The organism is Streptomyces sp. NPDC001858, from assembly GCF_053594615.1.
The window spans coordinates 1-12,992 of record NZ_JBSFEV010000002.1; the positions used below are offsets into that span (position 1 = coordinate 1).

Annotated in this window: 10 protein-coding genes and 1 rRNA gene; 5 read left to right on the forward strand and 6 right to left on the reverse strand. The window is 72.4% G+C overall.

Going from position 1 to position 12,992, the window contains the following annotated elements:
• Positions 1-74 (forward strand): 5S ribosomal RNA (rrf, locus tag ACWCPF_RS02570); the annotation flags it as partial.
• A gap of 99 nt (positions 75-173) precedes the next feature.
• On the opposite strand, the gene ACWCPF_RS02575 is transcribed toward rrf, so the two are convergent.
• Genes ACWCPF_RS02575 through ACWCPF_RS02595 form a run of 5 tightly spaced genes read right to left on the reverse strand, consistent with a single transcriptional unit; the run spans position 174 to position 5,856 of the window.
• A complete protein-coding gene (locus tag ACWCPF_RS02575; protein ID WP_451043126.1) occupies positions 174-1,484 on the reverse strand; it encodes a DUF58 domain-containing protein in 1,311 nt (436 codons plus the stop codon).
• On the reverse strand, positions 1,484-2,473 hold the full coding sequence (locus ACWCPF_RS02580; protein ID WP_451043127.1) for an AAA family ATPase: 990 nt from the start codon (positions 2,471-2,473) through the stop codon (positions 1,484-1,486). The genes ACWCPF_RS02575 and ACWCPF_RS02580 overlap by 1 nt, the downstream gene beginning before the upstream one ends.
• Complete coding sequence (locus ACWCPF_RS02585; protein ID WP_451043128.1) at positions 2,473-3,669, reverse strand: DUF4350 domain-containing protein; 1,197 nt, start codon at positions 3,667-3,669, stop codon at positions 2,473-2,475. Before ACWCPF_RS02585 ends, ACWCPF_RS02580 begins: the two co-directional genes overlap by 1 nt.
• A complete protein-coding gene (locus ACWCPF_RS02590) occupies positions 3,666-4,475 on the reverse strand; it encodes a DUF4129 domain-containing protein (protein ID WP_451043129.1) in 810 nt (269 codons plus the stop codon). The genes ACWCPF_RS02585 and ACWCPF_RS02590 overlap by 4 nt, the downstream gene beginning before the upstream one ends.
• 4 nt (positions 4,476-4,479) lie before the next feature.
• A complete protein-coding gene (locus ACWCPF_RS02595; RefSeq protein WP_451043130.1) occupies positions 4,480-5,856 on the reverse strand; it encodes a hypothetical protein in 1,377 nt (458 codons plus the stop codon).
• A 140-nt stretch (positions 5,857-5,996) separates the two neighbouring features.
• Here ACWCPF_RS02595 and mtnA point away from each other — a divergent pair, with 140 nt between their 5' ends.
• Positions 5,997-7,142: an S-methyl-5-thioribose-1-phosphate isomerase gene (gene mtnA, locus ACWCPF_RS02600; RefSeq protein ID WP_451043131.1), complete on the forward strand. Its 1,146-nt coding sequence runs from the start codon at positions 5,997-5,999 to the stop codon at positions 7,140-7,142.
• 68 nt (positions 7,143-7,210) lie between these two features.
• Here the strand turns inward: mtnA and ACWCPF_RS02605 are convergent, their stop codons facing one another.
• A complete protein-coding gene (locus ACWCPF_RS02605) occupies positions 7,211-8,071 on the reverse strand; it encodes a GNAT family N-acetyltransferase (protein ID WP_451043132.1) in 861 nt (286 codons plus the stop codon).
• Positions 8,072-8,253: 182 nt separating this feature from the next.
• On the opposite strand from ACWCPF_RS02605, the gene mtrA reads away from it, so the two are divergent.
• From mtrA to ACWCPF_RS02620, 3 genes are read left to right on the forward strand one after another with little or no spacing between them, the layout of a single operon-like run.
• Complete coding sequence (mtrA, locus tag ACWCPF_RS02610) at positions 8,254-8,943, forward strand: two-component system response regulator MtrA (protein WP_187283109.1); 690 nt, start codon at positions 8,254-8,256, stop codon at positions 8,941-8,943.
• Between the two features lies 1 nt (position 8,944).
• Positions 8,945-11,119, forward strand: a complete 2,175-nt coding sequence (gene mtrB / locus ACWCPF_RS02615) for an MtrAB system histidine kinase MtrB (protein WP_451043133.1) — start codon at positions 8,945-8,947, stop codon at positions 11,117-11,119.
• On the forward strand, positions 11,109-12,950 hold the full coding sequence (locus tag ACWCPF_RS02620; RefSeq protein ID WP_451043134.1) for an LpqB family beta-propeller domain-containing protein: 1,842 nt from the start codon (positions 11,109-11,111) through the stop codon (positions 12,948-12,950). Before mtrB ends, ACWCPF_RS02620 begins: the two co-directional genes overlap by 11 nt.
• Positions 12,951-12,992: the final 42 nt, after the last annotated feature.

A 12,992-nucleotide genomic window follows, 5' to 3' on the forward strand; every position in this document is an offset into this window, starting at 1 on the left:
ACCCGGAAGCTAAGCCTTACAGCGCCGATGGTACTGCAGGGGGGACCCTGTGGGAGAGTAGGACACCGCCGAACAAATATTATAGAAAACCCCCGTACCGTTAATTCGGTACGGGGGTTTTCTGTGTTCCGACGTTGAATTGACGGGCTCTCCTAGGGGGAGCCCGTTTTGCGTTACAGGCGGCCGGCTGCTTTCAGTGCCAGATAGGCGTCTGCCAATGCCGGGGGGAGTTCCTCCGGCATGGCGTCGACGACGGTGACGCCGTGGCGGCGGAGTTGTTCGGCTGTGCGGTGGCGTTCGGTCTGGGCCTGGGCGGCTGCTGCGGCCTCGTACACCGCTTCGACGTTGCCGCGTGAGGTGGCCATGCGGGCGATGTGAGGATCGGCGACCGATGCCACCAGGATCGTATGGCGTTGGGTGAGCTGGGGGAGGACGGGGAGGAGGCCTTCTTGGACCGGGGCGGCGTCGAGTGTGGTCAGTAGGACGATGAGGGAGCGGCGGGGGGCCGTGCGGAGGGCTGCGGCGGTGAGGCCACGGGCGTTCGTTTCGACGAGTTCGGGTTCGAGGGTTGCCATGGCGTTGACCAGGGACGGAAGCACGTCGCGTGCGGTTCGGCCCTGGACCAGGGCGCGTACTCGGCGGTCGTAGGCCAGGAGGTCGACGCGGTCGCCGGCTCGGGATGCCAGGGCTGCGAGGAGCAGTGCGGCGTCCATGGAGGCGTCGAGGCGAGGGGCGTCGTCGACGCGTCCTGCGGAGGTGCGGCCGGTGTCGAGGATTAGGAGGATGTGGCGGTCGCGTTCGGGGCGCCAGGTGCGGACAGCGACCGTCGAGTGGCGGGCGGTGGCTCGCCAGTCGATCGAACGGGTGTCGTCGCCGGGAACGTATTCGCGCAGGCTGTCGAATTCTGTGCCCTCGCCGCGGGTCAGGACGCTGGTGCGGCCGTCCAGTTCGCGCAGGCGGGCCAGTTTCGACGGGAGGTGCTTGCGGCTGGTGAACGGGGGCAGGACGCGTACGGTCCAGGGGACTTTGTGGGTGCCTTGGCGGGAGAAGAGGCCGAGGGGGCCGAAGGAGCGGATCGTGACGCGGTCGGTGTGGTGGTCGCCTCGGCGGGTGGGGCGCAGGCGGGTGGTGATGCGGCGGCGTTCGCCGGGCGGGACCGTCAGACGGTGGCGGGAGGCTTCTGTCTCCGTGCCTGGTTGCCAGCTGCTGGGGGGCCAGGCGTCGCGGAGGTGGGCGCGCAGGGGGCGGCCGGACGGGTTGGTGATGGTGAGGGTGATGTCCGCCGGGTCGCCGAGGCGGGCGGTGGTGTCGCCGGAGCGGGTCAGGCCGAGTCGGCGTACGGGGGCTGCCAGGGCGAAGTCGCAGGCACAGGCGACGGCGAGGGGAGCGTTGACGGCGAGGATGCCGGTCCAGCTGGGGTCCCAGATGCCGATGGGGAGGGAGCCGAGGGCGGCGATGAGTGCGGTGCGTCCGGTGAGTGCCATCAGCGGGGGACGGGGACGTGGGCGAGGATCGCGTTGATGACGGAGTCGGCGGTCACGCCTTCCATCTCGGCTTCCGGGCGGAGCTGCACGCGGTGGCGGAGGGTGGGGAGCGCGAGGGCTTTGACGTCGTCGGGGATGACGTAGTCGCGGCCGGTCAGCCATGCCCAGGCGCGGGCTGTGGCCAGGAGTGCGGTTGCGCCGCGGGGGGAGACGCCCAGGGTGAGGGACGGTGATTCTCGGGTGGCGCGGCAGATGTCGACGACGTAGGCCGTGATCTCGGGGGAGATCGTCGTCTTGGCGACGGCTGCGCGGGCGGCTTCGAGGTCGGCGGGGCCTGCTACGGGGCGTACGCCGGCGGCGCGCAGGTCGCGTGGGTTGAAGCCTTCGGCGTGGCGGGTGAGGACGTCGATCTCCTCCTGGCGGGAGGGGAGGGGGATGGTGAGTTTGAGGAGGAAGCGGTCCAGCTGGGCTTCGGGGAGGGGGTAGGTGCCCTCGTACTCGACGGGGTTCTGGGTCGCGGCGACCAGGAACGGGTCGGGGAGGGGGCGGGCGGTGCCGTCGACGGTGACCTGGCGTTCTTCCATGGCTTCGAGGAGGGACGACTGGGTCTTCGGCGGGGTGCGGTTGATTTCGTCGGCCAGGAGGAGGTTGGTGAAGACCGGGCCGGGCTGGAAGGAGAACTCGGCTGTGCGGGCGTCGTAGACGAGGGAGCCGGTGATGTCGCTCGGCATGAGGTCGGGGGTGAACTGGATGCGCTTGGTGTCGAGTTCGAGTGCGGATGCGAGGGCGCGGACGAGCAACGTTTTGGCCACTCCGGGGACTCCTTCGAGGAGAACGTGTCCGCGGCAGAGGAGAGCGACAACGAGACCGGTCACGGCGGGGTCCTGGCCGACCACGGCCTTGGAGATCTCGGCGCGCAGGGCTTCCAGGGAGGCGCGGGCCCGGCCCGGGTCCCCGGTGTTCCCGGCGTTGTCAGTGGTCGGGTCCATCATGGACGGCGTACCTCTCTTTCGAGGGCGTCGAGTTGGTCGGCGAGTGCGATCAGGGCCGCGTCGTCGCCGGGCGGTGGGCCGAAGAGGAGGGAATGCAGGGACTGTCCGTCGCCGTGGAGGTGGGCGGACAGGGTGGGGACGAGTGCCTCGGGCGCGTGCGCCTGGGTGACGGGGACGCCTAGGAGAGGGGCGAGGCGGGTGCGGGTGGTGGAGCGAAGAGCGGCGGCCGCGCGGTCGCGGGCGTCCGCTTTGCGGTAGAGACGGGCGCGGCCTTCGACGGTTTCGGAGGCGTGGATCGCCACGGGGAGTTTTTCGGGCACGAGCGGGCCGAGTCGGCGTGCCCGCCAGAGGGCGGCGAGGGCTGCCGCGATGAAGAGCTGCAGTGTGCCCCAGAGCCAGCCGGAAGGGAGTAGGTCGAAGAAGCTTTTTTCGTCGTCCGGGTCGGTCGCTGAGGTGTCGGAGAGCGAGGGGAGGTACCAGACGAGATGGGTGCGGGAGCCGAGGAGTTGGAGGGCGAGCGAGGCGTTGCCCTGCTTGTCGAGGCGCTTGTTGTAGAGGATGTCGGGCGCGCCGAGGACGATGGTGTCGCCGTCGCCGGTGGGGTCCGGGATGCGCAGCAGGGTGGCCAGGCGCTCGCTGGGGTAGCACTGGTCGGCGGCGCGGTGGCGGGTGGTGTAGCGGATGCCGCCGGTTTCGGCGGTGCCGGCGCGGCGGGCGGCGGGCAGTGCGCAGTCGGGGGAGAGTGCGGCGCCGCGGCTGTTGGCAGGGTCGGCGCTCACGCCGGGGGCGAGGGTGCTCACGGACCAGCTGCCGGGGGCGACGAGGAGAGTGCGGCCGCCGGAGCCCGCGATCGACGAGCGCAGCTCCCGTTGTTGATGTTTCGTCAGGAGATCGGGGGCGGCGATCAGGAGAGTGGTGTCGGGGCCGGCTGCGGCGCGGGCCGCGGTCAGGGTGGTGACCACGCGGGTGGACACGCCACGGTCGGCGAGGAGTGCGGCGGCGGCGCGGCTGCCGTAGGGGTCGGGGGAGCGGGGGTCGAGGGCGCCGTGGCGGGCGTCGGACCGGAGTGCGGCGAGGGTGACGGCCGCGGTCAGGAGGAGCACGAAGGCGAGGGCGAGTCCTCGCGCGCGGGTCCACAGCCGGCGGGCGGTGGGCGAGGCCGAGGTGGACGGGAGCGTGACCTCGGTCGTCATTCGGCGGCTCCCTGGCGGGCGGGGTGGGCCGCGGTGTGGGTGCTGCTCGCCGTGAGTCGGGGTTTGGTGCGTTCCAGGTCGAGGTCGAGTTCGGCGATGCGTCCGTACGACGGTTCGGTTGCTTGGCGGCCGCCGTATGTGACGTCGTCGAAGTCGCGGGCGGCGGCGCGGAGTCGGTCGGTGTGGGCGGGCAGGGTGCGGCCGGCTTCGGCGGCGGCCTCGTCGGCGGTGCGGCCGGGGCGGGCGTCGAGGAGGGTGCGTTCCTCCAGGGAGCGGACGATGGCGCGCATGCGTTCCTGGACGGCCTGGTTCCAGTGGCCTTGGGCGGCGTGTGCCTCGGCGGCGGCGCGGTGTTCGGCGGCGCTGCGGGGACGGTCGTCGAACAGGGCGGTGGTGGAGGAGGGGGCGCGGCGCGGGGTGCCCAGGCGCCACCACAGGGCCGCGACGACGGCTACGGCGGCGAGGATGACGACCAGTAGGCCGAGTGTGCCACCGGGGGTGGCCGTCGAGGCGGTGCCGAGGAGGCCGCCGATCCAGTCCCAGAGGGTGTCCAGGGCGCGCTGGAGGAGGCCGGGGTCGTTCTGGTGGTACATGTCCTTCGACAGCTCGCGGCGGGCCGCCTCCCGCGCGGGGTCGCGGGGGATGGTGAGCGGCGGTTCGTCGCCCGAGCGGGCCAGTGACAGCATGGTGCCGTTGCCCGCCCGCGCCAGGGCTTCCACGGCCCGGTCGGCGATGCCGGGCAGCGCCCTTGCGGGCAGGCCGCCCGGGAGTGGTGCCGCGGTGAGTGCTCCCCCCGTCAGGCTCACCGCATCAGCTCCCCGGAGTCGTGCCGGGTGCGGGGGAGCCGTAGTCCTGGAGGCCTGCGGCGCGGGCCAGGTCGAGGTCGAGGGCCTCGCGGCGGATGCGCTGGTCGATGTAGAGGAGCACGATGACGCCTGCCGCGATCGGGAAGGTGATCATGGAGCCGATGACGGAGCCGATGCCGCTGACGATCAGGTAGGTCCAGCCGTAGTCGCCGCCGGCTTCGACCATGTTGCCGACGCCTCCGTCGCTGAGGGAGGCGCCGAGGAGGGCGAACGGCACGACGATGATCAAGGCGACGATGTTCGCGATGATCAGGGCGAGCAGTTGGATGCCGAAGACGCGCCACCAGGCGCCGCGGCTGAGTTTCGCGGAGCGGTTGAACGCCTTCCTGATGCTCTGCTTCTCCAGCATCAGCGCGGGCGAGGCGAGGGAGAAGCGGACCAGCAGCCACAGGATGACGACGACCGAGCCGAGGACGCCGAAGGCCTTGAGGGCGGAACCCGCGTCGGCGTTTCCGGTGGCGCTCACCAGGATGCCCGGCAGCAGACACGCGAGGGCGATGCCGGCGGCCATGAGCATCAGCAGGAAGATCAGGCCGAACAGCTTGGGCACCTGGGGGCGGGCGTCGCGCCAGGCCTCCCCGAGGGTGACCGGTTTGCCGAGCACCGCGCGGCTGGTGACGGCGGTGAGGAGGGCGGTCGCCGTGATGGTGCCGAGGAGGGTGATCAGGAGGACGGGGCCGGAGGCGCGCATGGCGTCGCCCATGGCGCTGAGCTGCTCGTCGACGGTGGCGCTCGGGTCGCCGAGGGCGGTCGTGTCCGTGCCGCTGAGGATCAGGCCCTGGAACAGGACGACGAGGATCTCGGTGACGACCGCGACGGTCAGCGAGATGCCCAGGACCGTGCGCCAGTAGGTGCGCATGGTGGCGACGGCGCCGTCGAGGATCTCGCCCACGCCGAGCGGCCGCAGCGGGATCACGCCGGGCTTGGCCGCGGGCGGAGGACCGCCCCAGCCGGCGCCCCAGCCGCCGGGGGCTCCGTAGCCGCCGGGAGGGCCGTAGCCCCCGGGGCCTGCGGGGCCGCCGGGGTGTCCGCCGCCCGGGCCTGCGGGCGGGTAGGGGCCCCAGCCCTGGGCGGGGGCCGGCGGCGGAGGGGGCGGCGGGGACTGGCCCGGGTTCTGGGGGCCTGTCGGCGCGGACCACTGGGCGGGTGGCGGCTGTTCCTTGGACCACTTCGTGCCGGGGCTCTGTGGGTTCGCGCCGGGCTGGTCCGCGGGCTGGGCGCCGGCGGGCCGGTCGGCGGGCTCGGCGGGGTGGGACGCGCCGGGCTCCTGTCCGTCGGACGGGGCGGATCCGGGCGATGCCCAGCCCGGAGTGTCTTTCATCGTCGCTCCTTCACGGTGCCCGTCCGCGGTCGCGGCGGCAGGTTGGGAGCCATCGTGCCATGGGGGGCTCACCGGTGGATGGGCCGCGGTATGGGCTGCACTCCTTCAATTGTCCGCCGGATCGGGGGCAGACTGACGACATGGCTGATCAGTACGCGCAATCCGGCGAGGACAAGCGGCCGACCGGGATACCCGCGATCCGTTGGGAGGAGCCGCCCGAGGGTCCCGTACTGGTTCTTCTCGACCAGACGAGACTGCCGGCCGAGGAAGTCGAACGGGTGTGTACGGATGCGTCTGCGCTGGTGGAGGCGATCCGCTCGCTCGCCGTGCGCGGGGCGCCGCTGCTCGGGATCGCCGGGGCGTACGGCGTCGCGCTCGCCGCCGCGCGCGGATTCGATGTGGACGAGGCCGCGAACGCGCTGGCGGGCGCCCGGCCCACCGCGGTGAATCTGTCCGTCGGCGTGCGCCGGGCCCGGGCCGCGTACCGGGCGGCGCTCGCCGAGGGCGGCGATCCGGGGCAGGGGGCGCGGGCCGCGCTGGCCGCCGCGCGGCAGCTGCACCGGGAGGACGCCGAGGCCAGTGTCCGGATGGCCGGGCACGGGCTGGCGCTGCTCGACGAGCTGCTGCCGGGCGGCGGGCACCGGGTCCTCACGCACTGCAACACCGGGGCGCTGGTGTCGGGCGGGGAGGGGACGGCGTTCGCGGTGGCGCTCGCCGCGCACCGGGCCGGGCGGCTTCGGCGGCTGTGGGTGGACGAGACGCGTCCGCTGCTGCAGGGAGCCCGGCTCACGGCGTACGAAGCGGCGCGCAACGGCATGGCGTACACCCTGCTCACGGACAACGCGGCGGGCTCGCTCTTCGCGGCGGGGGAGGTGGACGCGGTGCTGATCGGGGCGGACCGGATCGCGGCCGACGGATCGGTGGCGAACAAGGTGGGGAGTTATCCGCTCGCGGTGCTCGCCCGGTACCACCATGTGCCGTTCATCGTGGTGGCGCCGGTGACGACGGTGGATCCGCAGACGCCGGACGGGGCGTTGATCGAGGTGGAGCAGCGTCCCGGGTTCGAGGTCACGGAGGTCATGGCGCCGCAGGCGCCGGTCACGGGAGCGGGAGGAGGGATGGCGGTGGCGCCGCTGGGGACTCAGGCGTACAACCCGGCGTTCGACGTGACGCCGCCCGAGTTGGTCACGGCGATCGTCACGGAGGAAGGCGTGGTCTCGCCCGTCACGGCCGGCGCGCTTGCCGGGCTGTGCGGCAGGGCGCGCCAGGACTTGGGCAGGACCTGACAGGACCTGAGCGCCTCCCTGCGCGTTCGTCGGCGGTCCGGGGCGGTGGTTCGGGGCGGTGGTTCGGGTCATGAGCGGGCGGGTTGGTCGGCGATGAGGAGGGTGGTGCCTGTGGGGCGGAAGCCCAGGCGGGCGTAGATGCGGGCGACGGTGTCCTGCGCGTAGGCGAGGAAGATCGTGTCGACGCCGTGGGCGCGGGCGTGGGTGACCAGGGCCGCGGTCAGGGCGGCGGCCAGGCCCTGCCGGCGGGCGGAGGGGAGAGTGCCGACGCCGCCGATCTCCGTGGTGCCGGTCGCCGGGTGGTAGTGGCCGGTGGCCAGGGGGGTGCCGTCCGGGGCGAGGGCGGCGAGGAGTGTCTTGTGCCCGGCGCGGAGTGTGGGGCGCACGGTGGCCACCGTGCCGTCCTCGGTGAGCTCAGCGGCGATTCGCGACAGCTTCGTGCGGTCCGAGGGGCGGTCCGACGGGTCCGTCGCGGGGTCGGGGGCCTCGGCGAAGGCCAGGCGGGGGAGGGCGAGGGCGGCGGGCAGGACGGGGTCGTCCTCGGTCAGGGCGCGCAGTGTCACGCCGTCCGGGAGGGGCTGTGGGGGGAGGGGGTGGTGCGGTGGGATCGCCATCAGCGGGCGGCGCAGCACCTTCAGGCCTGCGGCCTCGATGAGGGGGCGCAGTTCAGGTGCCGACTCGGCCAGCCATTCGAACGCTTCCGGTACGCCGAGCTCGCGCTGCCGGGCGCGCACCCTGGCGATGTCGGCGGCGCCGACGCGGGCCGCGCCCTCCGTGGTGGGCTGGGCGTGACCCGGGCCGCCGTAGTAAGGGGCGCCCGGCTCCTTGCGGACGAACAGGCGCAGCGGGCCGAAGTCCTCGGCGTCGGAGAAGAGGAGGGGGACGGTGGCGTAGTACTCCTGGATGCGGTCGCGCAGCGGGTCACTCATACGGCGTATCCCACCACTGCAGGGTGCCGCACAGCAGCGAGATATGCCGCCGGGATCGGTGCTGACCTCGGCGCTGACATCGACGTCGGGGGACCGGGGCAGACAGTGACGGTCCAGTACGACTATGGTCACAGGCCGGTGACCCTGCTCACCTGCGTGTCCTTCACCGTTATGAGAATGGGATGATGTCGTTTATGAAGGGACGAGTCCTTGTCGTCGACGACGACACCGCACTGGCCGAGATGCTCGGCATTGTGCTGCGTGGTGAAGGTTTTGAGCCGTCTTTCGTAGCCGACGGCGACAAGGCGCTGGCTGCGTTCCGTGAGGCGAAGCCCGATCTGGTGCTGCTGGACCTGATGCTGCCCGGCCGGGACGGCATCGAGGTGTGCCGCCTGATCAGGGCGGAGTCCGGAGTGCCGATCGTGATGCTCACGGCCAAGAGCGACACGGTGGACGTGGTCGTCGGGCTGGAGTCCGGCGCCGACGACTACATCGTGAAGCCGTTCAAGCCGAAGGAGCTGGTCGCCCGGATCCGGGCGCGGCTGCGGAGGTCGGAGGAGCCCGCGCCGGAGCAGCTCGCCATAGGCGACCTGGTCATCGATGTGGCCGGTCACTCCGTGAAGCGGGACGGGCAGTCGATCGCGCTGACCCCGTTGGAGTTCGACCTGCTGGTCGCGCTCGCCCGCAAGCCCTGGCAGGTGTTCACCCGCGAGGTGCTCCTCGAACAGGTGTGGGGCTACCGGCACGCGGCGGACACCCGCCTGGTCAATGTGCATGTACAGCGGCTGCGCTCCAAGGTCGAGAAGGACCCGGAGCGGCCCGAGATCGTGGTGACCGTACGTGGCGTCGGATACAAGGCAGGGCCCAGCTGACATGTCCGGGGACAGTGCCGCTTCGGCTCCCGGCCGGTCCGGGGCCCGTCCGGAGCGGCCTGTCGGCCGTAAGAAGCCGGGTTCACGCTTCGCACGCCTCCTCGAAGGCGGACTGCTGCAGGGCGGGGTGCAGGGCAGCCCCGTCCTGAGGCTGCTGCTGCGCTGGGTGCGCCGGCCGCTGCTGCCCGTGATGCGGTTGTGGCGGCGCAACATCCAGCTCAAGGTCGTCGCCACCACGCTGCTGATGTCGCTGGGCGTCGTCCTGCTGCTCGGTTTCGTCGTCATCGGGCAGGTCCGCAACGGGCTGCTGGACGCCAAGGTCAAGGCGTCCCAGAGTCAGGCCACCGGCGGGTTCGCCGTGGCCAAGCAGAAGGCCGACGAGGCCGCCAGCGCCGTCGCCGACGACGGAACCCCGGCCAACGGCCGCGGCTCGCAGAACGTCATCGAATGGATGAGCGAGCTCGTGCTGTCGCTGTCCAGCGGCGGCCAGGGCGCCTTCGACGTGGTCACCCTGCCCCCCGGCGACGACACCGAGGGCGGCCGCGGGCCGCGCGCCTCCGGGTTCGTCGACCCCAACAAGAGCGTCCCGGAGAACCTCCGCGCGCGCGTCAACACCAGCACCGGCGCGGTCCAGAGCTACTCCCGCATCATCTACCTCAGCGACAAGGACTCCCAGCCGGCCCTCGTCATCGGCAAGCAGGTCAACGACCCCAACGGCGACACCTACGAGCTGTACTACCTCTTCCCGCTCACGCAGGAGGAGAAGTCGCTGAGCCTGGTCAAGGGGACGCTGGCGACCGCCGGGCTCTTCGTCGTCGTACTCCTCGGGGCCATCGCCTGGCTCGTGGTGCGGCAGGTCGTCACCCCGGTGCGGATGGCCGCCGGGATCGCCGAGCGGCTGTCCGCAGGGCGGCTGCAGGAACGGATGAAGATCACCGGCGAGGACGACATCGCACGCCTCGGCGAGGCCTTCAACAAGATGGCGCAGAACCTCCAGCTGAAGATCCAGCAACTGGAGGAACTGTCGCGGATGCAGCGGCGGTTCGTCTCCGACGTCTCGCACGAGCTGCGGACGCCGCTGACGACCGTCCGCATGGCCGCCGACGTCATCCACGACGCACGGGTCGACTTCGACCCCATCACCGCGCGGTCCGCGGAACTGCTCGCCGACCAGCTCGACCGGTTCGAGACGCTCCTCGCCGACCTGCTGGAGATCAGCCGCTTCGACGCCGGCGCCGCCGCCCTGGAGGCCGAGCCGATCGACCTCAGGGAGGTCGTGCGGCGGGTCGTCAGCGGGGCCGCGCCGCTCGCCGAACGCAAGGGGACGAACGTACGCGTCATCGGCGACCAGCAGCCCGTCGTCGCCGAGGCCGACGCCCGGCGGGTGGAGCGGGTGCTGCGCAACCTCGTGGTCAACGCCGTGGAACACGGCGAGGGCAAGGACGTCATCGTCAAACTGGCCGCCGCCGGCGGGGCCGTCGCCATCGCCGTGCGCGACTACGGCGTCGGGCTCAAGCCCGGCGAGGCCACCCGCGTCTTCAGCCGGTTCTGGCGCGCCGACCCGGCACGCGCGCGTACCACGGGCGGCACCGGCCTGGGGCTGTCCATCGCCCTGGAGGACGCGCGACTGCACGGCGGCTGGCTGCAGGCCTGGGGAGAGCCCGGCGGCGGCTCGCAGTTCCGGCTGACGCTGCCCAGGACCGCCGACGAGCCGCTGCGGGGCTCACCGATACCGCTCGAGCCCAAGGACTCCCGCCGCAACCGCGGGGACCTCGACGAGGCCGGTCTGCCGCGCGGCGGAGGCGAGAAGAGCGCGACCGTGCCGGTGCAGCCCGCCGCCGAACAGCTCTCGGCCGCCCGGACCCCGCTCGCGCCCAGGAACGCCGCCGTCCCGCCCACGGCCGACCCGACGGCGCTGCCCGGCAACGGCGCGCGCGTGGTGTCGCGGCCCGCCTCGGGCACGAACGGCGTACGACGACAGGAGGAGGCGCCCGCCGCCGGGACGACGGCAGACGGCGAGCGCCCGCAGCAGCCGGCGCGGACCGGGCGGGCGGGAACCGCTGACACGGGCGACATCGACGGCGCGGGTGACCCGGCGCCGAGGGGGACTGCGGACCGGCCGGGCGCCGGGGCGCAGCGCGCGGACGAGCATGGGGAGGCATTTCGTGGGCGCTGAGCAGCGCGAGGGGGGAACCCGGCGCACGCCGGGGCGTGTGGTGGCGTACGCCGCCGGCGGCGCCGTACTGCTGGCCGGGTGCGCCTCGATGCCCGACAGCGGGGATCTGCGCGACGTCGAAGCCACCCAGCGCCAGGACACCCAGGTACGGGTGTTCGCGATGCCGCCTCGCGACGACGCACCGCCCTCGGAGATCGTCCAGGGCTTCCTCGAGGCGCTCACCAGCGACGACCCGGGCTATTCGACGGCCCGGCAGTACCTGACCGGGAAAGTCGCCCAGAAGTGGGAGCCGGAACGGTCCACGACGGTCCTGGCGGACGGGCCGGCGGCCGAGGTCGGACCCGCCGGGAGCCGGGAGGACGGCAACGACTACTCGGTCGTCCTGACCGGCACCAGGGTCGCCACCGTCGACGCCCAGCAGTCGTACACGCCCGCCTCGGGCAGATACGGGCAGACGGTCCACCTCACGCGCGACAAGAAGACCGACCAGTGGCGCATCGACGCGCTCCCCCCGGGCGTCGTCATGGGCAAGTCGGACTTCCAGCGCAACTTCGTGTCCGTCAACAAGTACTACTTCGCCTCCAACACCGCGGCCGACGACTCCGGCCCGCCCATGGCCGTCGCCGACCCCGTCTACGTGCGGGAACGGGTCGACCCCATGACGCAGGTGGTGCGGTCCGTGCTCAGCGGACCCACCAGCTGGCTCCGCCACGTCGTCAGATCCGGCTTCCCGACGGGAGCCGCACTGCCCAAGGGCGTCACCTCGCTGACGCCCGACGACCAGAACAAGCTCACCGTGCCGCTGAACGACAAGGCCGCCGACATCGGGCACGGCAAGTGCGAGGAGATGGCGGCCCAGCTGCTGTTCTCCCTGCAGAGCCTGACCCCCACCGTCGACGAGGTCGCGCTGCGCGCGGGCGGCACACAGCTGTGCTCCGTCAACGAGGAACGGGCCGCGGCCGTCGCCGCGCGCGGCTCCGAGACCGACCCCGACTTCCTGTACTTCATCGACGGCCAGCACCGCCTCGCCCGCATCTCGAGCGGCGGCAGCACCGGCTACGCCAAGGCCGTCCCGGTGCCCGGAGCGCTCGGCGACGGCGCCAAGCAGCTCAGCTCGGTCGCCGTGGCCCGCGACGAACACAGCGCCGCCGGAGTCGCCCTCGACGGCAAGACGCTCTACGTCACCTCCACCGTGTCGGGCAGTTCCATCGGCGACCCCGTGCTGCAGAGCAAGGGCAAGACCGAGGCCGACCGGCTCACCACCCCCAGCTGGGACGCCCAGGGCAACCTGTGGGTGGCCGACCGCGACCCCGAGGACCCCCGTCTGCTGCTGCTCGAGAAGGGCGGCGGCCAGCCGCTGGAGGTGCTCACGCCGGGTCTGGACGGCCGTATCAACGCCGTGCGCGTGGCCGCCGACGGGGTGCGGATCGCGCTCGTCGTGGACAAGGGCGGCAAGCAGTCCCTGCTGATCGGACGGATCGAGCGCAGCGCGGGCAGCGGCGAGCCGGCCTCCGTGTCGGTCCAGGAACTGCGCTCGGCGACACCGGAGTTGGAACAGGTCACGGCCATGTCGTGGGCCGGGGACAGCCGGCTGGTGGTGGTCGGGCGCGAGTCCGGCGGCGTGCAGCAGGTGCAGTACGTGGAGTGCGACGGCTCGATCCCCGAGGCGGGCACGCTGCCCGGCCTCACCGAGGTCACGAGCATCGCCGCTTCCGAGGACAGCGACACGCCGCTCTTCGCGACCTCCAAGGACGGACTGCTGTGGCTGCCCGGCGGGAGCGGCTGGCGGACGTTGAAGGAGACCGCGTCGGTCGCGTTTTACCCGGGGTGATCTTTTCTCTCCCGGCTGTCGCTGTTCCGGCGCTCCCGGCTG

Bases quoted from the DNA above. Each gene is read 5' to 3' on its own strand.
- mtnA (WP_451043131.1), top strand. From the start codon at position 5,997: ATGGCTGATCAGTACGCGCAATCCGGCGAGGACAAGCGGCCGACCGGG.
- ACWCPF_RS02580 (WP_451043127.1), bottom strand. From the start codon at position 2,473: ATGGACCCGACCACTGACAACGCCGGGAACACCGGGGACCCGGGCCGG.
- mtrB (WP_451043133.1), top strand. From the start codon at position 8,945: ATGTCCGGGGACAGTGCCGCTTCGGCTCCCGGCCGGTCCGGGGCCCGT.
- ACWCPF_RS02585 (WP_451043128.1), bottom strand. From the start codon at position 3,669: ATGACGACCGAGGTCACGCTCCCGTCCACCTCGGCCTCGCCCACCGCC.
- ACWCPF_RS02605 (WP_451043132.1), bottom strand. From the start codon at position 8,071: ATGAGTGACCCGCTGCGCGACCGCATCCAGGAGTACTACGCCACCGTC.
- ACWCPF_RS02575 (WP_451043126.1), bottom strand. From the start codon at position 1,484: ATGGCACTCACCGGACGCACCGCACTCATCGCCGCCCTCGGCTCCCTC.
- mtrA (WP_187283109.1), top strand. From the start codon at position 8,254: ATGATGTCGTTTATGAAGGGACGAGTCCTTGTCGTCGACGACGACACC.
- ACWCPF_RS02595 (WP_451043130.1), bottom strand. From the start codon at position 5,856: ATGAAAGACACTCCGGGCTGGGCATCGCCCGGATCCGCCCCGTCCGAC.